Here is a 23,025-nt window from a genome sequence, read left to right on the forward strand (position 1 = left end):
CCCCGACAACGCGGCGAGGTGCGATGCCGACCGGCGCTCAGGCCGGGGCGGTGAGGTCGCGGGCGGCGGTGGCGAAGGCCCTGCGGTTCGGATGGCCGGTCTTGTGCAGGACGTTCGCCACGTGCTTCTCGACCGTGCGCGGCGAGATGTGCAGCCGCCCGGCGATGTCCTTGTTGCTGATCCGTTCCGCCACCAGCCGGGCCACTTCGAATTCGCGGACGGTGATGCCGGACCTGCGCAGGTGCGGCGGTACCTGCTCGGTTCCCGTGCGCCGTTGCCGGACGGGGGCGCCCATGCCGCGCAGCAGGGCCCGGCTCGCGGCGGCGACCGGGTGGAGGCCGGCTCCGTGGAAGTACTCCTCGGCCTCGCGCAGCCACTCGACCGGCGTACCCCAGCCGTCCTCGTACGCGGGCCCCGCCACCAGTCGCAGGCACAGGCGGCGGGCCAGGGGGTACGGGCCGGCCGCGGCCAGCGCCCGGTCCGCGGCGGCCGTCGCCCGCTCGCGGTGCCCCTCCCGGCCGAGCAGCACGGCGTGGGCGAGGCCCGCGAACTGGCGGTTCCAGCGGGTGCCTTCGGCGCCGGCCTCGGCGATGCCCGCACAGTGCCCGCGGCCCAGGCGTCCGGCCAGGACGCCGAGCAGCAGGGCGAGGCCTTGCCGGCCGAAGTCGTCGGCGGCCGGGTTCTCGGTGTCGTGGGCGAGTGCCTGGGCGAGTTCCTGTCCGGCGGCGTCGTGGCGTTCCTCCAGCAGGGAGCAGAAGGCCCGGGCGAGCCCGTACGACAGGGGGCGCAGGCCGGGTGCGGCGTCGAGGTGCGGCTCCAGCCGTTCGAGCGCCGCGCGCATCTCGGTGCGGCGTCCCTGGTGGGCGTACCGTACGGCGTCGGCGAGCCGGAGCAGGGCGAGGGGCCGGCCCAGTCCCAGCCGGGACGCCTCGGCCGTGCCGTCGATGATCCCGTCGCGGGCGTCGTCGTAGGCGCCCCGCCGGATCCGCTCGATGGCGAGGGCGAAGCCGGCCTCGTGCGCCAGCGGCAGCAGGCCCCTGCGGCGGGCCTCCTGCCGGGCCTGCTCCAGGCGGCCCGGCCGGTCGTCGTGTCCGGCTTCGGTGAGGGCCAGCTGCACCTCGGCGGCCGTGCGCGGTACGGGGAGCCGGTGGGCGAGGGCGATGGCGCGGGCCCGCTCGAAGTGGGCCGTCGCCGCGGGCTCGTCCTGCTGCCGGGCGAGCCGGCCGAGCAGCAGCAGGGCTTCGCAGGCGGTGTCCGGCCGGTCGTCGCCGCGGGCGGCGTCCACGGCCCGGCGGGCGAGGCGGGCGGCGGTGCGCAGCCGGTCGGGGGCGGGCCGGCTCAGCTCGGCGTGGGCCGCGGCGAGGTCCACGAGGGCGGTGCGGCCGTCGGCGGGGTGGTCGGGGAGGAGGGCGCGGGCGGTGTCGAGGTGGTGCAGGGCTTCGGCGGGGCGGCCGGCCAGGGTGGCGATGCCGCTGAGCCGGGCGTGGATCCCGGCGCGTCGTGCGGCGGGTACGGCGTGGCCGGCGGCGGGCGGGGTGGGCAGCCGGTCGAGGCGGCCCGAGCGGGCGGCGGCGTCGAGCAGCAGCTCCAGGACCGTGGCGTGCAGTTCGGGTGCGGTGCCGGGTTCGAGGAGGGGGTGGGCGCGGGTGAGCAGTTGCAGGGCTCGTTCGAGGGCGCCCTCGTCCATCGCCCGCTGCGCCGCCTCGCAGTACAGGCGGACGGCTTCACGGGTTTCGCCGGCGTGCTCGTGCAGCCGGGCGGCGTGCGCGCGCCAGGCTCCGGGCAGTCCCGGGTGGAGCCGGGCGAGTGCGTGTGCCGCGCGTCGGGCGTGCCGGGCGCGCTGGCCCGGGCCGAGGTCGGCCAGGAGCGCCTCGGCGGCCAGCGGGTAGTGGAAGGCGTACCACTGGGTGCCGGGCCCGTCCGGGGTGATCAGGCTGGAGGCGAGGGCGGCGCGCAGGACCTCGGACAGGGCCGTGGGGTCGGTGCCGATGGCGTGCTCGAGTACGGGCAGGGGGAAGCGTCGGCCGAACAGGGCGGCCGTGCCCAGGAATTCCGTGCCGAGCGGCCCGAGCGAGGTGGTACGGCGCCGGATGTCGTCGGCGACGGTGGCGGGTACGGGCGGGGTCCGGTCGCCGTGGTGGACGGGGTGGTCGGCGTGGTCGTGGACGAGTTCCTTGACCACGAACGGAATGCCGGCGCCGCCGGTGAGCGCCCGGTGCAGGAGTTCGGGGCAGACCTCCGCCGGTGCGGCGTCCAGTTCGGCCGCGACGAGGAGGCGTACGTCGGTGTGGCTGAGGGGGGTCAGGTCGAGGATCTGCGCCGCTTCCCGCTGACGGGCGCGCCGGGCCAGCTCGCCCGCCGCGCGGGGGGCGCGGCCGGCGACGAGCAGGAGTACGGCGGGCTGTTGTCCGATGTTGTCGAGGAGGTACTCGACGACGGCCAGGGTGCCGGCGTCGGCGTCGTGCAGGTCGTCGAGGACGAGCAGGCAGCCCCGCTGCCGGCCGACGGCGGTGAGCAGGCGCAGCATCGTTTCAGCGACGGTGATGTGCGAGGTGTCGGGGGTGCCGCCGAGCAGGCGGGTCATGACGGGGCCGTAGCCGTCCAGTTCCTCCGGGGCGGGCAGCAGGCCGGCGCGGGCGAGCAGGAGCAGCGCCTCGACGAGTGGGCGGTAGGGGACGGGCGGGCCGACGGTGCTGGCCCGCCCGCGTACGGTGACCATGTCGGCCGAGGCGGCCGCGGCGAGGGCCGCGGTGGCGAGCCGGGTCTTGCCGATGCCGGGCTCGCCGGTGACGAAGAGGGCTCCGCCCTGCCCGGACCGGGCGGCGGCGAGGGCGGCCGTGATCCGCCCCATCTCGGCGCCGCGTCCGACGAGGCGTCCCCGTCCCCGGTGGGGTCCGCAGATGTGTCCTGCGGCGGTGCGGTGTTCGGCAGGCCGTGCAGACCGTGCCGGCCAGAGTGCGGTCACCGGCTCGCCCCCTTCCCGGCGGGCCGTCCGGGGCGCCGCCGGGTCGACGATATGGGGGGTGCGGTGCCCCCTGTAGCCGTCCGTTTGGGGGGCTTGCGGCGGGGTCATCCGCCGTCGAGGCTGTCCTCCCGTACGCGGAGGGCGAGGTCGAGTTTGGTGTAGGTGGGGCGGCCGGCCTGCTGGTACTTGGCCTTGACGCGGTCGAGGTAGTCCTTGGCCGTGTGGATGGTGATGCCCGCGCGCCGGGCGGCGGACTTGAGGGTCATGCCGGAGGCGTAGTCGAGCAGGATCTGCCGTTCCCGGGGGGAGAGCCGGGGGCGGGCGGGGCTGTCGTCGTAGGCGCAGGCGAAGGCGAGTTCCATGGAGTGGGCGCCCCGGCCCTCCGCGAGGTCCTTGACCGCGGCGACCAGGGTCGGCAGGTCGTGGTCCTTGGTCAGGTATCCGTCGGCGCCGGCCCGGATCGCCTCGATGATCCGGGAGCGGTCCGGCACGGTGCTGATCATGAGGATGCGGCTGCCGGTGCGCAGGAGCCTGCGGATGTTGTCGGCGGGGTCCGAGCCGTCCCGCAGGACGAGGTCGAGGAGGATGACGTCGGCCGGGGGGCCGCCCGTCCCGTCGGGGCCGTGGGAGCGGTGGGGGCCCGGGCCGCAGACGGGGTCGGCGAGGAGTTCCGCGACGGTGCCGGCGGTCGCGACGAGCCGCAGGTCGGGGACGTCGCCGAGCCAGGCGCGCAGTCCGTCGCGCAGCATCCGGTCGTCGTCGACCACCGCGACGGTGATCACCCGGGCCATCTCAGCTCCACCCGTACTCCCTCGCCGGGGGCGGTGTCCACGGTCGCGCGGCCGCCGGCCTCGGTCATCCGGCCGTGGACCGAGCCGCGCAGGCCGAGGCCGGCCTCGCACTGTTCCGGGTCGAAGCCCGGGCCGCGGTCGACGACGGTGACGACGGCTCCGCCGCTGCCGTCAGGGTCGCCGGTGGCGGTGAGGTAGGCGTGGCCGGTGCCGGCGTGCCGCCGTACGTTGTTGAGGGCCTCCCGCACGGCGTGGCCGAGTGCGGCGGCGACCTCGGGCGGGACCTGCGGCAGGGCGTGGTACTGGGCGGTGACCCGCAGTCCGAGGCTCTCCACGGATCGGACGGCCTCCTCCAGGGCGGCGCCGATCTCCCGGTGGGGGACCTCGTCGGCGGTCTGCTGGATCAGGCGGCGCAGGTAGGCGGCCTCGTGGGCGCACCGTTGCCGGACCTCGGGTGCGTTGGCGTCGACGGAGCCGGCCGCCAGGGTGGTCAGGGTGGCGAGGACGGTGTCGTGGAGGGCCCGGTGGTGTTCGAGGCGTTCGGCGTAGCGCGCCTTGTGCGCCTCGGCGGCCAGCGCGCGGGCGTTGGCCTCGTCGAGGAGACGGCCCTGGCGCAGCAGGTACCAGCGGAAGACCCAGGTCATCACGGCGGACGACACCAGCGAGTTGAGATGGCCGACGACGACGGCGGGGGTCGCGTCCACAGCCTGGTAGCCGATGAAGTGGGTGACGACGAGCAGCGCGACCGCGGTGATGGCGTGGAGGCGGTCGAGGGTGATGGCCGCGGCGGCGCTCGCCGATCCGCCGAGGAGCATCGCCCAGGCGATGGTGGGAGGTTCGCGTACGCCTCCCCAGGCGCACAGGGCCAGGGGCAGGACGCATCCGGTGACGAGGATGTCGGCCCAGATGTGCCGGGGGTCGAACCAGCCGCGGCGCAGGGCCGTTCCGTAGGTCAGCACGCTGAGTCCCAGGGCGGCGGCGAATCCCAGGTGTTGCAGCGGGAGGTGCCATGGGCGGTGGACGACGGCCATGACGGCGACCGTGAGGTGGCTGCCCCGGTAGAGCAGGGTGGCCACGATCAGGAAGGACTGTGCCCGGTGCGTCCCCGACCGCACGGAGGCCGTTCCGCGCAGCGCTCGTATGCGGCGCATCTGTAAGGACTGCAACGCCAGGACCACTCCTCCCCAAGTCGAGGGCGCCGGGGTCCCGGGGGCGCACCGAGGGGGACGGATGCGCCACGAAGCCCGCAATTGCCGGTGACACCAGGCATTTTGCCCGAGCGGGTGCACACCAGGAAGGCACGTCCCGGACGGTCGGTACCCGCCCGAGGCCGATTTCGCACGCGGCCGGCGGGGTGGCCGCGCTCCCGTCCGGGCCCCGCCCCCGATTGACATCGTTGCACTCCGAGTGCAAGCGTAAAGCTGCACGCTGAGTGCAATATATTGTCTGCGGATCTTGGAGGGCCCGGATGTTCCTGACGATGGGGCGCTGGTGCGCCCGTCGGCCGAGACGGGTGGTGGGGGCCTGGCTGGTGCTGCTCCTCGTGCTCGGCGGCGCCGTCATGGCGTACGGCCGTGCGACCAGCGAGGCGGTGACCATCCCGGGCAGTGACAGCCAGGCCGCCCTCGACACGGCGGCGACAGCCTTCCCCGGACCCGCCTCCGGCCGGCAGCCGCTCGTCCTGCACACCGGACCCGACGGCCCGGCACTGACCGGCGGGAGCGCCCGGGACGCCGTCGAGCGCAGTGCCCGGGCCATCGCCGGGCTGCCGCACGTCGTGAGCGTCACCCCGCCCTACGACCGGGCCGGCGCCACCGCGATGAGCCGCGACGGGCACACCGCCTACCTTTCCGTCGGCCTCGACGTGACCGGCCGCGACATCACCCCCGAGCTGTCGGAGCGGATCACCGACGCGGCCGGGCCGGCCGAGGAGGCCGGGATCCGGGTCACCCCGGGCGGCGACCTCGCGGCCGCCGTGGACCGGCCGGACACCGGGCACAGCGAACTCATCGGGCTCGGGGCCGCCGCCGTGATCCTCTTCATCGGCTTCCGGAAGGCGGCCGCGGCCGGGCTCCCGCTGGTCGTCGGCGTCGCCGGGCTGGTCGTGTCGCTGGCCGCCGTCGGCCTGGCCGGGCACCTGATGGACATGCCGTCCTCCGCCACCACCATCGCAGCGATGATCGGCCTCGGCGTGGGGATCGACTACACCCTGTTCTGCCTCACCCGGTTCCGGGAGTTCCGCGGCCGGGGCGTGGCGGCCCCCGAGGCCGCCGCCCTGGCCACGGCCACCGCCGGGAAGGCCTCCGCGTTCGCCGGGTGCGCGGTGATCGCGGCGCTGGCCGGGCTGGCGCTGGGCGGGCTGCCGCTGCTGCGCGCCCTGGCGCTGGCGCCCGCGATCGCGGTGCTCGTCGCGGTGGCCGCGACCCTCACCCTGCTGCCCGCCCTGCTGAGCCTGCTGGCCCGGTTCCTCGGCGCCGCCCGGGAGGAGGGCGCCACCGAGCCGGACGGGCAGGACGCGCCCGCCCCCGCCCGCGGCTGGCAGCGGATCGCCGAGCGCGTCACGGCCCGCCCGTGGCGCCACCTCCTGGCCGGCCTCGCCCTGCTCCTGCTGCTCGCCGCGCCCGCCACCCAGCTGGCTTTCGGGCAGCTCGACGCCGGCGACAAACCCGTCGGCTCGGCCAGCCGGACCGCCTACGAGCAGCTCTCGGACGCCTTCGGGCCCGGCGTCAACGGCCCGCTCCAGGTGACCGACACCCTGGCGACGCCCGCCGCCGGCCCGCAGGACACCCGTGTCAGCACGGTCTCCACCGCCCTGGCCGGCACCCCCGGCGTGGCCTCGGTCGGTCCGGCGCAGCTCACCGCCGACGGCCGTACCGTCCGCTGGCAGGTCACGCCCGCCACCGCCCCCGGCGACCCGGCGACCGCCCGCCTGGTCGACACCCTGCGCACGGACACCCTGCCGGCGGCCACCGCCGACGGCGCGGGGACCGCACATGTCGGCGGGGCCGCGGCCACGGTCGCCGACCTCAACGACCGCCTCGCGGACCGGCTGCCCGCCGTGATCGGGACCGTCGTGCTCGTGGCCGGGCTGCTGCTGCTGGCGGCCTTCCGCTCGCCGCTGCTCGCGCTCAAGGCCGCCGTGCTCAACCTCCTGTCGGTGGCCGCCGCGTACGGGGTGCTCACCGCGGTGTTCCAGTGGGGCTGGGGCGCGCGGCTCATCGGGCTGGAAGGGCCGGTGCCCGTGCCCGGCTACGTACCGCTGCTGATGTTCGCCGTCCTCTTCGGCCTCTCCATGGACTACGAGGTGTTCCTCCTGTCCTCGGTGCGCGAGAAGTGGCTGGCGAGCGGGGACAGCCGGCACGCGGTGGTCGCGGGCCTCGCCTCGACCGGCCGGATCATCACCTCCGCCGCACTGATCATGGTGAGCGTCTTCCTCGCGTACCTGCTCTCGGACGACCCCGTCGTGAAGATGTTCGGCACCGGGCTCGCCGCGGCCGTCGCCCTCGACGTCACCGTGGTACGCGGGCTGCTGGTCCCCACCACCATGGCGCTGCTCGGGGACCGCGGCTGGTGGCTGCCCCGTCGTCTCGACCGGGTCCTGCCCGAACTCGACATCGAGGGCGGCTCCCTCGCCCTGCCGGCCGGACGGCCCGCCGGCCTCCCCGCACCCGGAACCGGCGGGACCACCGCCACCGACCCCCTTCCCACCCGATGAGGTACCGCATGCTCCCCCGCACCACCCCGCGCCCCGGCGCCACCGCGGGCGGCCGCCCGGCCCGGCCCGCCGCCCGGCCGCCCCGCTCCCGGCGCCGCCGCACCCTGATCGGGGCCGGCCTGGCCGGCGTCCTGCTGCTCGCATTGCCCGTCGCCGACTCGGTGGCCCGCGGCCTGGCCGAAGGGCGGCTCGCCGACCGGATCGGCCGGCGGCAGACCAACCTCGTGGGACGCCCGGACGTCTCCATCGAGGGGCTGCCCTTCCTGCTCCGGGCCGCCCGCGAGAGCTACCCCGAGGTACGGGTCCGGGCCGACGCGACGACCGACCGCGGCAGCCGGATCAAGGCCGACGTCACCTTCGGCAACGTCTCCCGCGAGGGCGACGGCTACCGGGCGGACACGGCGTCGGCCCGCTTCACCGCCCCGTACTCCGCGCTGGGCGACGGACCGGAGGGCGACACCCGGATCTCCGACGCCGGCAACGGCCAACTGCTCATCCGGCGCAGCGTGCTGGGCGCGCCCGTGGTACTGACGGCGGGTGTCGAACTCCACGACGGCGTCGTCTCGCTGCGTCCTACGGCCGCCTCGGTGGCCGGCCGGTCCCTGGACCCGGACAGCCCGCTCGTCGCGCAGGCGCTCGCCCGGCAGACCCGGACCCTGCCCGAACTGCCGTTGGGCCTGCGGCCCGCGGGCGTGTCGGTGGGCGCGGACGGCGTGACGGTGACCGCGCGGGCCGAGGACGTCAGGACGGCCTGAGCAACAGCCAGGGCCACAGCCCGGGCCCGGGGACGCCGGCCCCGTGGACGGGGACGGCGCCCGCCCCGGCGCTCATCCGTGCGGAAGATCGCCCGCCGCCAGCAGGTTCAGCACGGTGGCCTCCATCGCCGCACGTGCCTCCCGGGGGCTCTTCCCGCCGGTGCGCCAGTGGTTCCACGCACCCCACGTGGTGACGGCGTCCAGACCGTCGAGGAGTTCGGCCGCCCGGCTCTCGTCCAGGCGGCCCAGCTCCTCCGCGAAGATCTCCGCGACGCGGCGCCGGGCGTCCGCGAACGCCTCGTCCGTCACCTGCTGGATGCGCGGCGAGGGGTGGTCGATCCGCATCAGTGTCAGCCGTGCCGGAGTGATCCACTCCAGGATCCGGGCCCGCTGTTCGGCCAGGGCGGCCACCCGGACCCGGCGGGGCCCGGTCACCGGCAACGGCCGGATCTGCTCGGCCAGTTGCTCCAGCCGCCGGGTGATGGCGAGGTCCACCAGCTCGGACATGTCGGCGAAGTGGTGGAAGACCAGCCGGCGGGAGACGCCCGCGCGTTCGGCGACGCGCTCGGCCGGGAACTCCACGACGCCCTCGTCGAGCAGGTCGAGCAGGGCGTCCACGATCCTGTCCCGGGTCCGGCGTCCTCGCTCGGTCCGCCCGTCCACCCGTACCGGCGCCGGGCCGGGCACCCGGTCGTCCGCCTCCGCCACCGCTGCTCCCTCCGCCGCACGCCTCGCGGTCATCTTCGCACCCCCGGCACGGCTCACGCGTACCCCGGCACGGCTCACGCGTACCCCGCCACGGCCGGGTCCGCGGCCGCGGTCCCGGCGGCGAAGCGGTGGCGCATCCGGTGCAGGCCCCGCCGGGTGTGGCTCTTCACCGTCCCGAGCGGCATGCCGGTGCGCTCGGCGATCTGGATCTGGGTGAGGTCCCCGTAGAAGGCCATGGCCAGCACCTCCCGCTGCGGGCGGGGCAGTCGCGCCAGCTCGCCGGTGACGACCAGCCGGTCCAGCACCGCTTCGGGGCCCGCACCGGGCTCGTCCGGCGGGGGCAGGGCGGCGCCGGCCGCGGCGACCAGGGCGAGCCGCCGGGTGCGCTCCGCGAGCGCGTCGGCGATCTTCCGCCGGGTGATGCCGATGAGCCAGCCGGGGAAGGCGCCGCGCTCCGGCCGGTAGCCGGCCCGACCCCGCCAGGCGGCCAGGAACACCTGCTGGCTGACGTCCTCGGCCTCCCGGGGGTCTCCGAGGGTACGGGCCGCCAGCGCGTGGACGAGGCCGCCCCAGCGCCGGTACGCGGCGGTCAGGCACTGCTCGTCGCCGCGCACGAAGCCCTCGGCGACCTCGTGGTCGGTGAGGAGGCCCCCGGTCGCGGGGGTCGGCTGGACGGTGGCGCTCCGGGCGGTCATGGCGGCTGCTCCTCGGGCCGGGACCGGAACCGGCCGGTCGGCCGGACGGGCGCGCCCCTGGCCGGGGCCGGGGCGGGCCCCTCCAGATTCCGGCCCGCGCACCCTTCGGCACCACTCGCGTCGGTTGTGCGTCGCATCATGGAGGCATGACGCAGTCCGAGCCCCTACCGACCGAGTCCGCACCGTCCGAACAGTCCGCATCGTCCGCGCACGGCCTGACCACCGGAGCGGTGGCCCGCCGGCTGGGCGTGGCGCCCACGACCCTGCGTTCCTGGGACCGGCGCTACGGCATCGGACCGGCCGCCCGCGAGGACGGCCGGCACCGCCGGTGGACCCCCGAGGACCTCGCCGTCCTGCACGAGATGTGCCGGCTGACCTCGTCGGGGATCCCGCCCGCGGAGGCCGCGCGGGCCGCCCTGGCCGGCCCGGCGTCCGCGGAGGCCGCTCCGCCCGCCGCACCGGGCCCCCTCCCCCCGCCGGGCCGCCGGCCCGGTTCGGGCAACGGCCTGCGCCTGGGCGCCGTACGGCAGGAGTGCCGTGGGCTGGGGCGGGCCGCGGTACGCCTCGACGCCTGGGCCGTGGACGACCTGCTGGGCTCGGTGATCGCCCAGTACGGCCTGGTCACCGCCTGGGAGGAGGTGATGGCGCCGACCCTGCACGCCGTGGGCCGCAAGTGGGAGACCTCCGGCGACCGGTACGTCGAGGTCGAGCACTTGCTGTCCTGGCACGTCTCGAGCGCGCTGCGCCGCGCCGCCGGGCCCCCGCCCGTCGTGTCCCGCTCGGCCGCGCCCCCGGTGCTGCTGGCCTGCGTACCGGGCGAGCAGCACACCCTCGCGCTGGAGGCGCTGGCGGCGGGACTGGCCGAAGTCGGCCTGTCCACCCTCATGTTCGGGGCGGCCGTGCCGCCCGAGGCCCTCGACCAGGCCGTACGCCGGACCGGCCCCGCCGCGGTCGTGCTGTGGTCCCAGGGCCGGTCCACCGCGAGCCCCGCACTGGCCCGGCACGTCGCCGACACGGCGTGGGGCGTCAAGGGCGCCCGCGCCCGGCCGGCGGTGGTGCCGGCGGGCCCGGGCTGGGCCGGACAGCCCCTTGCCCCGGGCACGGTGCGACCCGGCGGGCTGCGGGAGGCGCTGACCCTGTTGCGCGGGCTCTGCGACGCGGCGGCGGGAGCGGGCACGGGACCGGGATCGGGGTCGGGGCGGCCCGGCGTACGGGATCAGTCCTGACCGCGGGCCCGGCGGAAGCGGGCCAGCCCGTCGGGAAGGTTGACCAGCGGCTCGGGATAGCCGTCGTACCGGCTGCGCTCGGGGCCGGCCAGCTTCCACGGCTCGTGGACCCCGGCGCCCCGCAGCCCGGCGAGTTCCGGCACCCACCGGCGTACGTACGCGCCCTCGGGGTCGTAACGCTTGCCCTGGATCACCGGGTTGAGGACCCGGTTGGGGCGGCTGTCCGTGCCGGTGCCGGCCATCCACTGCCAGTTGAGCTGGTTGTTGGCGACGTCCCCGTCGACCAGCAGGTCGAGGAAGTGGCGGGCTCCGGCGCGCCAGTCGATGTAGAGGGTCTTGGTCAGGAACGAGGCGGTGAGCAGCCGGCCGCGGCCGGGCATCCAGCCCTCGTGGGCGAGCTGGCGCATCGCCGCGTCCACGACGGGATAGCCGGTGCGGCCCTCCTGCCATGCCCGCAGGTCGGCCTCGGCCTGCCGGCCGCTCCGCCAGCGGTCGCCCCGGGTGCGGTAGTCGGCGTCGGAAACCGCGGGGCGCGCGGCGAGCAGCTGGTGGTGGAAGTCGCGCCAGCAGAGCTGCCGTACGAAGGCCTCGGCGCCCGCTCCGCCCCGGGCGCGGGCCCGGTGCACGGCCTCGGCCGCCGACAGCGCGCCGAAGTGGAAGTACGGGGAGAGGCGGGAGGTGGTGTCCGCGGCGAGGTCGTCGTGCCCTTCCTCGTAGGCGTCGGCGTACCGGTCGAGCCAGTACGCGAGCCGCTTGCGGCCCTCCTCCTCGCCGCCGGTGGCCAGGCCCGCCGAGACCTCCCCGGCGGCCGGCCGCGCCGGCAGGCCCTCGGAGCGGATGCGGGAGGGCACCCTGACGACGCGCGGGGCGGCGAGGGGCGCGCGCAGGCGCTCGGCCGACCAGCGTCTGAAGTACGGGGTGAACACGGCGAAGTGATCGGATCCGCTCGGTGTCACGGCACCCGCCGGGAGTGCGGTGACGACCCCGTCGTGGACGTACAGGCGCCGTCCGTCGGCCTCCAGGGCCCGGCGAAGCCGCTGCTCGCGCCGCAGGGCGAAGGCGCTGCACCCGGCGGCCATGTGCACCTCGTCGGCGTCGGCCTCCCGTACCACGGCGCACACTTCGGCGATGGGGTCGCCGGAGCGGACGACGAGCCGGCCGCCCCGGTCGCGCAGGCCACGGTCGAGGTCGGCGAGGCAGTCGGCGAGGAAGGCGAGGCGGTTGGGCGCCGCGAAACCGGCGTGGTCCACCGCCGGATCGCGCACGAAGAGCGGCACGGTCTCGTTGCGGGGGCCCTGGGCGGCGCGCAGCGGCGGATGGTCGTGGACCCGCAGGTCGGAGGTGAACAGGACGACCGAGGCGTTCATGACCGTGCTCCCTGGGTGGTGCCGCCGGCGGCCGCCTCCGCCGTGCGGGCGATGTTGCGCGCCATGCCGCCGAAGACGAGGGCGTGGAAGGGCGAGACGCTCCACCAGTAGGCGTGGCCGGCCAGGCCGCGCGGGTGGAAGAGGGCCCGCTGCCGGTACCGTGTGCGCCCCTCGTCGTCGTGTTCGGCGTACATCTCCAGCCAGGCTAGGCCGGGGAGCCGCATCTCGGCGCGGAGTCTGAGCAGCCGCCCCCGTTCGATCTCCTCGACGCGCCAGAAGTCCAGGGAATCGCCGATCCGCAGGAGCGTGGCGTCGCGCCGGCCGCGGCGCAGGCCGACCCCGCCGATGAGGCGGTCGAGCCAGCCGCGGACGGCCCAGGCGAGCGGGAAGGAGTACCAGCCGTTCTCGCCGCCGATGCCCTCCACGACCCGCCACAGCGCCTGGGGCGGGGCGTCGACGGTGCGCTCGCGGACGTCGCTGTAGAGGCTGCCGCCGGCCCAGTCGGGGTCGGTGGGCAGCGGGTCGCTGGGCGCGCCGGGCACGGAGGCGGAGGACCAGCGGGTGACGACCTGGGCGTCGCGGACCTTCTGGAGGGCGAGCGCGAGCGCCCGGTCGAAGGTGATGGGCGTGCCGGGCGGGTCGGGCACCCAGTCGGCGATGTCGTGCTCGTCGCAGACGACCTCGTACTTGAGGGATTCCGCGAGCGGGCGGGCGATGGACCGGGGTACCGGGGTGACCAGGCCGACCCAGTGGCTGGACAGGCGCGGTGTGAGGACGGGCACGGGGAAGATCAGGCGCTGGGGCAGGCCGTCGACGGTGGCGTAGCGGCGCATCATGTCGAGGTAGGTGAGGACGTCGGGGCCGCCGATGTCGAAGGCGCGGCTGACGTGGTCGGGCATCTGGGCGCTGCCGACCAGGTAGCGCAGCACGTCGCGGACGGCGATGGGCTGGATCCGGGTGCGCACCCAGCTCGGGGTGACCATCACGGGCAGCCGCTCGGTGAGGTAGCGGAGCATCTCGAAGGAAGCCGAGCCGGAGCCGATGATGACGGCGGCGCGGAGCACGGTGGTGGGGACCCCGGAGTCGAGGAGGATGCGTCCGACCTCGGCGCGGGAGCGCAGGTGGGGCGAGAGGTCGCGGTCGGGGACCCCGGTGGGCGTGAGTCCGCCCAGGTAGACGATGCGGCGCACGCCGGCGGCGCGGGCCTGGTCCGCGAAGGTGCGGGCGGCCCGGCGGTCGGTCTCCTCGAAGTCGCGGCCGGTGCCCAGGGCGTGCACGAGGTAGTAGGCGACGTCGACGCCCCGCATGGCCGCGCCGAGGGAGGCGGCGTCGGTGACGTCGCCGCGGATGGTCTCGGCCTGCCCCGCCCAGGGGTGGTCGCGCAGTTTCGCCGGGGTACGTGCGAGGCACCGGACGCGGTGTCCGGCCCGCAGCAGCTCGGGGACGAGCCGGCCGCCGATGTATCCGGTGGCGCCGGTGACCAGGCACAGCGGTCCCGAGGGCCGGGCCGGGTGCCCTGGGGTGTCGGTCATGGAGGTGCTCCGTTCCGCCGTCGACCGTGGTGGGTTCCCTCATGTCTTCCGCGGTCGCGGGCGGGACGGATGCACAGGGGGCCGACTAGCGGGGAGCCGTCACCCGGACGGTGGAGCGGAAGCGGTTGCGGTACTCCGTGGGGGTCGTGTCGAGAGTGCGGCGGAAGGCCCGGATCAGGGTGTCGGTGGTGTTGAAACCGCAGGCGGAGGCGATCCGGTCGAGGGTGGCGTCGGTGGTTTCGAGCTGGTGGCGCGCCACCTCGACGCGGGCCGATTCGATGTAGGCGGCCGGGGTGGTGCCGAGTTCCGTCTTGAAGATCCGGGTGAGCTGCCTCTCGCTGACGTGGGCGTGCTCGGCGAGGTCGGCGACGGTGAGCGGCCCGGTGATGTGGCGCGTGATGTGGTGGCGGAGGTCCTCCGTCCGCCGGGTGGTGGACAGGGGTTCGAGCGGGACGCTGAACTGGCTCTGTCCGCCGGGCCGTTTGAGGTACATGACGAGTTGGCGGGCGACGCGCAGGGCGGCGGCCTCGCCGAAGTCCTCCGCGACCAGGGCCAGGGAGAGGTCGAGGCAGGCGCTGATGCCCGCGCCGGTCCACACGTCGCCGTCGCGGATGAAGATCGGGTCGGCGTCGACGTGGACGGCGGGGTGCTCGGCGGCGAGCTGCGCCGCGGTCGACCAGTGGGTGGTGGCGCGCCTGCCGTCCAGCAGCCCGGCCTCGGCGAGGATGTGGGCGCCCACGCAGACGGACGCGACGCGCCGGGAGCGGGCGGCGAGGGTCCGTACCCGGTCGACGACGGCGGGGTCGGCGACGGCACGGGTGCGGCCGGTGTCGTCGGCCTCCACCGAGCCCGGGACGAGCAGGGTGTCGACCCTCCTGCCGGCCAGCGCCGCGAAGGTGGTGTCGGGCAGGATCCGGACGCCGGCGGAGGTGGTCACCGGGTCCATGGTCCCCGCGGCGAGGACGACGCGGTAGCCCTCGCCGTCGGCCGCCTCGCGGCGCAGGAGGGCGAAGACCTCCGGGGGGCCGGTGACGTCCAGCAGGTCCACACCGTCGAAGAGGACGATGACGACGAGCCGTTCGGCGCTGCTCACGGGGGTCTCCGTTCGGTCGGTCAGTCGACGGCCGGGGCGGGGAGGGGCGTCCGGCGATGTCTGTTTCTGCAACTCGGATGACATTGCCGACATTCCCCGGGGGGTCATAGCGTTCTGAGCACCGCCACCACCGTTGGGTGGGGCCGGACTTCGACGACACGACGCCCGAGGAGGGCCCTTCCATGACCACACCCATGCCCATGCCCGCGACCACCCTGCGTGAGCTCAACGGCGCCGACCAGACCCCGGCCTCCCTGGCCGACGCCACGCTCGTCCTGGTCGACTATCAGAACACCTACACGCGGGGCGTGCTGGAGCTGACGGGCTGGGAGCCCGCCCTCGACGCCGCCGCCGATCTGCTGGCGCGGGCCCGGGCCGCCGGCACGACGGTCGTCCACGTGCAGCACGACGGCGGCCCGGGGACCCCGTACGACGTCCGGGAGGACATCGGGCGGATCCACCCCCGGGTGGCACCCGTCGACGGCGAGAGTGTCGTCGTCAAGACGGCCGCCCCGAACGCGTTCGTCGGCACCGGCCTCGGCGACCTCCTCGACGCCGCGGGCAACGAGCACGTCATCGTCATCGGCTTCATGACCAACATGTGCGTGACCTTCACGGTGGAGGGCGCTTTCCTGCGCGGCAACCGGCCCACCGTGGTCGCCGAGGCCTGCGCGACCCGGCCGTTGCGGTCGGTGGGCGCCGAGCTGTCCGCCGGGCAGATCCACCACGCCGCCCTCGCGACCGTCGCCGACCTGTACGGGGTGGTCGTACCGACCGCCTCGGACCTCGGCTGAGGCGCGGGGGGCGCCCCGCCGATCACGCCGGGCTGGCGACGCCCGCCACCCGCCCCGCCGCGCCGTCCGCGGTCGACGACGCTCCGCGTCACCTCCCCCGTCCCCCGACCCCCGACGGGGGACGGCGGGCGGGACACCCCTGGTCCCGGGGCGGCCGGGTGCGGCGTCAGAGTTCCTCGCCGAGCGGCAGCCGGTGGATGCCCGGCAGGTATGCGTCGAGCTCCCCCGGTGCGAACCGGGACATGCCCACCACGTGCCAGAACTCGCCATCGACGTCGCCCTCGTACTTGTAGCCGCCGGCCGGGGTCAGCGCCGCCCAGCCGCCCGCCATGCCCATCAGTGTGGCGCGCAGCGAGGGCGGCTCCCCGTCCGCCGGGATGTTCCAGAGCCGTACGGTGCCGTCCTCGGCGCCGCTCGCCAGCAGACCGCCGTCCGGGGAGAAGGCGAGGGAGAGCACCCGGCCGGTGTGGCCGACGAGGTCGGTGACCCGCTCGCCGGTCCCGGCGTGCCACAGGGCGACCGCCCGGTCGTCGCCCGCGGCGGCCAGCAGCGGCCGGTCCGGATGGGCGGCCACGGCCCACAGCCGTCCGCCCCGGCCGCGCAGCCGCAGCCGGGCCTCCCCGTCGCGCCAGACGACGGCGCTGCCGTCCCAGCTCGCGCTCGCCAGCCACGCGCTGCCCTGGCCGTACGCGACGCCGTACACCCGGTCCGCGTGGCCGGCGGCGCCGCCGAGTTCCTCCACCAGGCGGCCGCTCCTGGCCTCCCACACCCGGACGACGCTGTCGTCGCAGCCGGTGGCCAGGACGTCGCCGTCGGAGCGGAAGGCGATGGACCGGACCCGGCCCCGGTGCGCGGCCAGGTTCGACACGGGTGAGCCGGTCGGGCGGAACCAGACGCGGACGGAGTCGTCGTCGTTGGCGGTGGCGAGCAGGGTCCCGTCGGCGTTGAAGGCCTCCGCCCACACGTGCTCGGTCTCGGCGTCCAGCTCGCGCAGGTAGTGGCCGCCCTGCGGGTCCCACAGGTACATGTCGCCGTCGTTGCTGGCCGTGACCAGGAGGGGTTCGACGGGGCTGAACACCGCCGAGACCAGCCGGTCGCCGCGGCCGGACAGTTCCTCGGCACACCGTCCGGTGCGGGTGTCCCAGAGCCGTACGACGCCGTCGTTGCCGGCGGTCGCCAGGTGGGAGCCGTCCGCGCTGAAGGCGACGGTGCTGATCCTGCGGCCGTGCCCGCGCAGGATGCGTTTGCCCTGGCCGGTGGCGGTGTCCCAGATCTGGGCACCGCCGTCGTTGCCGACGGTGAGCAGCTGGGTGTCGCCGGGGCGGAAGGCGCACGCCCAGGCGGTGCCGCGGTGGTCGGCGGGCTGCTGGGCGTGGAGGGCGATCGAGTGGCCGTGGGGGCCGCCGGTGACCGTCCACAGCCGGACGGCGCCGTTGCTGTCACAGGCGGTGAGGAGCCTGCCGTCGTCGCCGAACAGCACCTGGTAGACGGCGCCCGTTCCCCGTTCGAGCACGCCGGCGGGGGTGCCGACGACCGGGTCCCAGAGCCGGACCTGGCCGTCGGTGCAGCCGCTGGCGAGGAGGCTGCCGTCGGGGTGGAAGTCGAGGACGTAGACCCGGCCGGTGTGACCGGTGAACTCGTGCAGCAGGCGGGCGTCCGAGGTCCGCCAGATCCGTACCGTGCCGCCCTGTCCGCCCGCGCCCCGGTCCGCGGTGGCGAAGAGGGTGCCGTCGGGGCTGAACCGGGCCCGGTAGACGGCCCCTTGGTGCCCGTCGAGCTCCTGGACGCACGTTCCGGTGCTCAGGTCCCAGAGCCGTGCCTTCGCGGCCGCGTCGCCGGTGAGCAGATGGCCGTCGCGGCTGTGGACGGCGGTGTAGACGGGTGCGGTGTGGCCGGGCAGCCGGTGGACGGGGCGGCCGGTGGCCACGTCCCAGATCGTGACCAGGCCTTCGCTGTCGCCGGTGGCGAGGATCGTGCCGGCCTCGTCGAAGGAGACCGGCCACACCCCGTCGGGGTGGACCGGCAGGCTGTGGCGGCACGCGCCGGTGACCGGGTCCCAGAGGCGTACGGTGCCGTCGGATCCGCCGGTGGCGATGACGTCGGGGCGGAACTTCACCGCGTAGACGCGTCCTTCGTGTCCCTGGAGGGTGCGCACCGCCCGGCCGTCGTCGGCGCCGCAGACAAGGACGGAGCCGTCCTCGCTGCCGACCGCGAGGAGTTCACCGTCGGCGCTGTAGGCGATGGGCTCGGGCAGCCGGCCGGTGCGCATGCCGAACCCGTACGGGACGCCGACCGCCGACGGCCGGAATCCGGCGTCCACCGGCATGCCGGGGGCGATCGCGGCGGTCGCGAGTTCGGGGGCCGCCCGTACCGCGTCGTCCAGGCGGACGTCGATGAGCGCGGCCCGGTGCCAGCGGCTGCCGGTCAGCACGGCGCCCCGCAGGTCGGCCCGGATCAGGCGGGCCCGGCTGAGGTTCGCGCCGGTCAGGTCGGCTCCGCCGAGGTCGGCCCGGTCCAGGCGGGCGCCGGTCAGCCGGGTGCCGCGCAGCCGGGCCCCGGAGAGGTTGGCGCCGATGAGCCGGGTGTCCGTCAGATCGGCGTCGGAGAGGTCGACCCCGCAGAAGTCGCGGTGCGAGAGGTCCTCACCGGCCAGCCTGGCGCCGCGCAGGTCGGCGTTGGCCGGCACGCGCAGGCGGTCGCTGATGCGGACGGCGTTGGCGCGGGCGGCGTCGCTGACCCCGCGGCCGGGGGCGTCGAGGACCTCGCGCACCCACCGGGCGCACAGCTCGTGGTCGGCGAGGTCGCAGAAGAACTCGACGGCGAGCTGGCTGAGGGGGCGGGCGACGAGGAGGGCATGGCTGCCGCGGCCCAGCTGGTGGGCGGCCTCGCGCGCCACGAGCCATTCGACGACGGAGCCGTGGATGAACTGGAAGACGCCGTCGGAGCTGCGGACGAGCAGGCTGCCGGCGCCGACCGCCTGGGCCCGTTCGGACGGGGTGAGCGGGGACTCGGTGAGCTCGCTGAGGGTGGCGGCGACGGTCTCGGTGAGCTCGTCCAGGCGCAGGGCGCTGCGGCCGCTCTCCCACAGCCGCCAGGCCAGAGCGGTCACGGCCGCCCAGAGCTCGTCGACGGTGAGTCCGGGCGGGGCGCCGGGGCCGCCCTGGCCGCGTGCCTCCTCGTGGCCGAGCCAGGAGGTGAAGACGTCCTCGTACAGCCGGGCCGGGCTGAGCGCGCGGCCCGCTCCGGCGACCGCGCGGAGCTGGTCCTGGCTCAGGTCCGCGACGAAGGACAGCAGCCGCGGGTTGCGGCAGAGCATCAGCAGGTCGGGGATGTTGCGCAGGAGCTGGTAGCGGCGGTCGGCGGCGGCTTCGTCGCCGTAGCTTCGCACGAGGTAGGAGCGGATCTGTGCCGGGGTGAAGCCCTCCACGGACAGGACGCGGCGCTGCGGGAGGAGTCCGACGCGCTCGCCGAGCGCGGTGAGGACCTGGGCGTGCGACTTGAAGTGCTGGGTGCGGCTGCTGACGACGATCTTGGCGTTGTCGACGGCGGCGTCGAGGAGGACCTGGAGGTGGTCGGCGGCCCGGTCGTAGCTGACCCGGTGGACCAGTTCGTCGAAGCCGTCGAAGAGCAGGACGACGCGGCCCTGGGCGAGCATGTAGCGCAGGGCCCGCAGGTCGATGGTGTCGACGCCGTGGCCGGCGAGGTGGGCGGCGACGAGGCCTTCGAGGCTGTGCGCCCGGTCGAGGGTGTTGAGCGGGATCAGCAGCGGCGTGAGGTGCGGGAGCTGTTCGGGGATGCGGCGGGCCAGCTCGCGCAGCGCGAAGGTCTTGCCGTGTCCGAAGTCGCCGAGGAGCAGGACGAAGCGGCCGTGGTCGGATTCGAGGAGCTCCAGCAGTTCCTCGACGAGGCCGTCGTGCTCCTGTCCGTCGGGGCGGTCGGCGTCGCGGTAGCGCTGGGGCAGGTACAGGCCGGGGGCGTACTGTTCGCTGCTGCTGAGCCGGGCCGTCTGTGCGGCGACGTAGCCGCGCAGGTCGAGCAGGCCCTGGAATTCGATGAAGCTGCGCACCCGGACCCGTACGCCGTGGGCGGCCGCCCGGTGCCGCAGTACGCCGGCCGGTGCGTCACCTCCGTGGACGAGGACGGCCTCGGAGCCGGAGTCGGTGGCGTGCACCTGGCCGACGAACCGGTCGAGTTCCTCCTCGGTGGGCGTCCCGGGGTGGACGGCGATGCGCTGCTGCTGGACGACGTCGTCCTCCTGCTCCTGCCAGGTGGCCATGATCTGGACCATGTCGCCCGGCTCGCGGCGCGGGACGTCGCGCAGCCGTACGCCCTGCCTGCGCACCCGGCAGATCTCCTTGACCCGTTCGGCGAGCGCGGCGGCGGGGTCGTCGAGGGGGGCCCGGCCCTGGGCGTGCTCGACGTTGATCACGGGGGGCAGTTCGGGGACGGGGAACACGCGGCGGGTGTGCCGCCATTCGCCGGGGAACCGCTCGGCGTCCGACGTGATCCGGTCGTCCCAGCGGGTGACGGCGTCCGCGGTGACACGGAGGAGCTGGAAGCGGGCGGGGGCCGCGGAGCCGAAGAGCGGCAGCCCGCCGGCGGGTCCGGTGAGCCGGCTGTGGGCGGGGGTGGCGGAGAGGGTGCGGGGGCCGCCGGTCGGGCCGTGGAGGAGCAGGTGCAGCCGTGGGGCGGCCAGCCGGGCGAAGGTGTCGGCGTCGCGCAGTCCGCCGGGGCCGCCGACCGCGTCGCCGGGGCGGCGGCCGTCGGTGAGCGGGTGGCGCAGGGCGCCGATGCGCAGCCAGCCCTCGTCCTCGTAGCGGCGCATGGCCTCGGCGAACCAGGCGGCCTGGTCACGGCCGATGAAGCCGTACTGCTCCTCCTGGCGGTGGCTGTAGGCGATGGAGGAGTTGAATCCGGCGACGACCGTGCTCAGTTCGGGCACCGGGAAGAGGGTCCAGGGCTGATCGCTGTCGAAGACGGTGTCCAGTCCCTGATAGAGGCCGCGGAACAGGCGTGTGTAGTGGCGCCACTTGGGCCAGTACGGCGGCTGCGGTGCCACCTCGTCGGCCTCGCAGGTGTGGAAGTAGGCCTGGGAGGCGGCCTGGTTCACGTCCTGCGCGCCGGGTACGACCATCACCCGCTGCGGCGACAGGTCGAGCTGGGAGCGCAGGGTGGTGAGGAAGCTGAGGGCCTGGTCGCATTCGCGGGGGCTGCCGGAGGCGGTGAGGTCGCCGGTGACCACCATCAGGTCCGGGGACGGCGCTCCAGCGTCCCTGAGCATGATGAGGTCGCCGCGGATCTGGCGGCTGAGCGCGTCGGGCTCGCGGCCCCGCCCGAAGTCGGGCCCGGCCAGGTGCAGGACGGTCACGGCCTCCTGGGCGCGGCCGGGGAGGCCTCCCGGGGAGGCCTGCGGGTAGAGGGGCGCGCGGGCCGGCCGGCGGCGGCCCGCCCAGCCGGGGCCGGCGAGCGCGCTCGGCCGGAGTCCGCCGGGGTGGGCCTGCGCGGGGAGGCGGGGGATGCCCGGTGCGCCGCCCTGGGTACCGGCCGGTGCGCTGCCGGGGTAGCCGGGCCGCCGGCCGGGGCGGGCGTGTCCGTCGACGGCCTGTTCGACCCGGGTGAGCAGCAGGGAGCGGGCGGTGTCGGTGTCGGCGACGCCCACCAGGTCGACGTAGGTGATGGTGGCGAGGAGCCCCTCGATGGGCATCTCGTCCACCCGGACGGTCAGCAGACGTCGTTCGGGTGACTCGGGGGAGGCGCGGAGCGCGGCCTGCCACTCCATGCGCCCGTACGTGGAGCGTTCGTAGTGGCGCGACAGGACGGCGATCACCGCGACGGACTCGCTGACCCCGCGGTCCATGAAGTCGATGAAGTTGGTTCCCGGTACGAAGTCCCAGGCCTGGACGACCGTGCGGTAGCCGGCTTCCTCCAGGGTCCAGGCGATCCACGCCGCCCATGGCTCGTCCGCCGGCGAATAGCTGATGAAGAAGTCGAACTCCCGTACTGACGCCCCGAATTGCCCGTCCGTCATCATGAGGACCATGGTAGGGCGGGGGCTCCGGCCGCGCCCCGGTCCGTGCGGGGCGGCGTCGCGGAGCGTGCGGGTCCGCTCACCCCGGCCCCGCGGGGGTGTCCGGTTCCGGCCGGGACCGTCTGCCGCCGGGGCGCGTGCGTGTGCGACTCTGTTCGCCGTGTCTCTCCTCAGGCGTCTGCATCCACTGGACTGGCTGGCCGGCGGGCTGCTCGCACTCGGGGTGCTCTGCGTCGCCACCGGCCTGCTGCCGCGCGAACCCGCCGGGGACGTCCTGGAACGCATCGGGCCCCTGGTGGTCTTCCTGGCCACCGTCATCGTCCTCGCCGAGCTGACGGGCAAGGCCGAGGTCTTCGACGTGGTCGCCACCTGGGTGGCACGGGTGGGCCGCGGCAACTACGCCCTGCTCTTCTGCCTCTGCGTCGCGTTCGCGTCCGTCACGACGATCACCCTGAACCTGGACACGACGGCGGTCCTGCTGACCCCGGTGATGCTGGCGCTGGCGACGCGGGTGGGCATCGCGGCCGTACCGCTGGCGATGACCACGGTGTGGCTGGCCAACACGGCGAGCCTGCTGCTTCCCGTGTCGAACCTGACGAACCTGCTGGCCGCCGACCGGGTCGCGCTGGCCCCGTCGGAGATGGCCGCCACCATGTGGGCGCCGCAGCTGGCCGCCATAGCCGTGACGATGGCCTGCCTGTGGGGCTTCTACTGGCGTCCGGGGCGGCGCGGCGCGGTCAGCTACGCGCCGCCGGCGCCGCCGAGTCCGAAGGACCGTGTCCTGTTCCGGGTGTGCGCGGTGGCGTGCGGCGGGTTCCTGGTGGCGCTGCTCCTCGCCGACGTGCCGCTGTGGTCGGCGTCGATGACGGCGGCCCTGGTCGTGGTCGCGGCCTTCGCGATCCGCGACCGCGGGGCGCTGCGCCTGTCCCTGGTGCCGTGGCGGCTGCTCGTGCTGGTGCCGGGCATGTTCCTGGTCGTGGAGACCGTCAACGCACACGGGCTGCACGACCTCCTGGCCGCGGCGATGGGGTCGGACAACGGCCTCGTCGGGATGCTGCGGTCGGCGGCGGTCGGCGCGGGCTTCTCCAACGTGCTCAACAACCTGCCGGCGTACCTGGCGGGCGAGGCGGCCATCCCGGAGGCCAACCACCAGCAGCTGCTGGCGCAGCTCATCGGCGTCAACGTCGGCCCGGTCATCACACCGTGGGCGTCCCTGGCCACCCTGCTGTGGTTCGAGCGGTGCCGCTGGCACGGCACCCGCATCGACCTGCGCCGTTTCCTCGGTACGGGACTCGTCCTCTCGGTGGCCGGCACCCTGTCGGCGACGCTGGCGCTGGCCGCCACCACCTGAGCCGG

The 23,025-nt window shown here is 75.4% G+C and carries 14 protein-coding genes; 5 read left to right on the forward strand and 9 right to left on the reverse strand.

All coding sequences use genetic code 11. The features are described from left to right. Positions 1–37 precede the first annotated feature (37 nt). The 3 genes from NRK68_RS05055 to NRK68_RS05065 are packed head-to-tail and all read right to left on the reverse strand — an operon-like array spanning position 38 to position 4,907. Positions 38–3,073, reverse strand: coding sequence for a helix-turn-helix transcriptional regulator (locus NRK68_RS05055; protein WP_257855138.1), 3,036 nt, complete (start codon positions 3,071–3,073; stop codon positions 38–40). Beyond that, positions 3,070–3,756 carry a response regulator gene (locus NRK68_RS05060; protein ID WP_183068149.1) on the reverse strand — a complete coding sequence of 229 codons (687 nt, stop codon included), beginning with the start codon at positions 3,754–3,756 and terminating at the stop codon, positions 3,070–3,072. The genes NRK68_RS05055 and NRK68_RS05060 overlap by 4 nt, the downstream gene beginning before the upstream one ends. Next, on the reverse strand, positions 3,744–4,907 hold the full coding sequence (locus NRK68_RS05065) for a sensor histidine kinase (RefSeq protein ID WP_183068150.1): 1,164 nt from the start codon (positions 4,905–4,907) through the stop codon (positions 3,744–3,746). Before NRK68_RS05065 ends, NRK68_RS05060 begins: the two co-directional genes overlap by 13 nt. A gap of 317 nt (positions 4,908–5,224) precedes the next feature. Between NRK68_RS05065 and NRK68_RS05070 the strand changes: the two genes are divergently transcribed. Together NRK68_RS05070 and NRK68_RS05075 are read left to right on the forward strand one after the other, a co-directional pair. After that, positions 5,225–7,471 carry an MMPL family transporter gene (locus NRK68_RS05070; RefSeq protein ID WP_183068151.1) on the forward strand — a complete coding sequence of 749 codons (2,247 nt, stop codon included), beginning with the start codon at positions 5,225–5,227 and terminating at the stop codon, positions 7,469–7,471. Between the two features lie 8 nt (positions 7,472–7,479). Then, entirely contained in the window at positions 7,480–8,226 is a 747-nt protein-coding gene (locus NRK68_RS05075; protein ID WP_308296062.1) for an LmeA family phospholipid-binding protein, read from the forward strand. A gap of 72 nt (positions 8,227–8,298) precedes the next feature. Here the strand turns inward: NRK68_RS05075 and NRK68_RS05080 are convergent, their stop codons facing one another. Together NRK68_RS05080 and NRK68_RS05085 are read right to left on the reverse strand one after the other, a co-directional pair. After that, positions 8,299–8,967, reverse strand: a complete 669-nt coding sequence (locus tag NRK68_RS05080) for a TetR/AcrR family transcriptional regulator (protein ID WP_183068153.1) — start codon at positions 8,965–8,967, stop codon at positions 8,299–8,301. 41 nt (positions 8,968–9,008) lie between these two features. After that, on the reverse strand, positions 9,009–9,629 hold the full coding sequence (locus NRK68_RS05085; protein WP_183068154.1) for a sigma-70 family RNA polymerase sigma factor: 621 nt from the start codon (positions 9,627–9,629) through the stop codon (positions 9,009–9,011). A gap of 146 nt (positions 9,630–9,775) precedes the next feature. On the opposite strand from NRK68_RS05085, the gene NRK68_RS05090 reads away from it, so the two are divergent. Continuing rightward, entirely contained in the window at positions 9,776–10,855 is a 1,080-nt protein-coding gene (locus NRK68_RS05090) for a MerR family transcriptional regulator (protein ID WP_183068155.1), read from the forward strand. Here NRK68_RS05090 and NRK68_RS05095 read toward each other — a convergent pair. From NRK68_RS05095 to NRK68_RS05105, 3 genes are all read right to left on the reverse strand, one after another. Continuing rightward, positions 10,846–12,222 carry a cryptochrome/photolyase family protein gene (locus NRK68_RS05095; protein ID WP_183068156.1) on the reverse strand — a complete coding sequence of 459 codons (1,377 nt, stop codon included), beginning with the start codon at positions 12,220–12,222 and terminating at the stop codon, positions 10,846–10,848. The genes NRK68_RS05090 and NRK68_RS05095 overlap by 10 nt on opposite strands. Then, positions 12,219–13,754 carry an SDR family oxidoreductase gene (locus NRK68_RS05100; RefSeq protein ID WP_183068157.1) on the reverse strand — a complete coding sequence of 512 codons (1,536 nt, stop codon included), beginning with the start codon at positions 13,752–13,754 and terminating at the stop codon, positions 12,219–12,221. The genes NRK68_RS05095 and NRK68_RS05100 overlap by 4 nt, the downstream gene beginning before the upstream one ends. An 85-nt stretch (positions 13,755–13,839) precedes the next feature. After that, complete coding sequence (locus NRK68_RS05105; protein ID WP_183068158.1) at positions 13,840–14,847, reverse strand: GlxA family transcriptional regulator; 1,008 nt, start codon at positions 14,845–14,847, stop codon at positions 13,840–13,842. Between the two features lie 200 nt (positions 14,848–15,047). Between NRK68_RS05105 and NRK68_RS05110 the strand changes: the two genes are divergently transcribed. Then, entirely contained in the window at positions 15,048–15,641 is a 594-nt protein-coding gene (locus tag NRK68_RS05110) for an isochorismatase family protein (protein ID WP_183068186.1), read from the forward strand. 166 nt (positions 15,642–15,807) lie between these two features. Here NRK68_RS05110 and NRK68_RS36725 read toward each other — a convergent pair whose 3' ends face one another. Then, positions 15,808–21,672, reverse strand: coding sequence for a WD40 domain-containing protein (locus NRK68_RS36725; protein WP_308296063.1), 5,865 nt, complete (start codon positions 21,670–21,672; stop codon positions 15,808–15,810). Between the two features lie 157 nt (positions 21,673–21,829). Here NRK68_RS36725 and NRK68_RS05130 point away from each other — a divergent pair, with 157 nt between their 5' ends. Further along, the gene (locus NRK68_RS05130) at positions 21,830–23,020 is read left to right on the forward strand and encodes an SLC13 family permease (RefSeq protein ID WP_257855141.1); all 1,191 of its coding nucleotides are present in this window, start codon (positions 21,830–21,832) and stop codon (positions 23,018–23,020) included. The last annotated feature ends 5 nt before the right edge of the window (positions 23,021–23,025 follow it).

The organism is Streptomyces yangpuensis (genome assembly GCF_024666385.1).
Classification (GTDB): Bacteria; Actinomycetota; Actinomycetes; order Streptomycetales; family Streptomycetaceae; genus Streptomyces; species Streptomyces yangpuensis.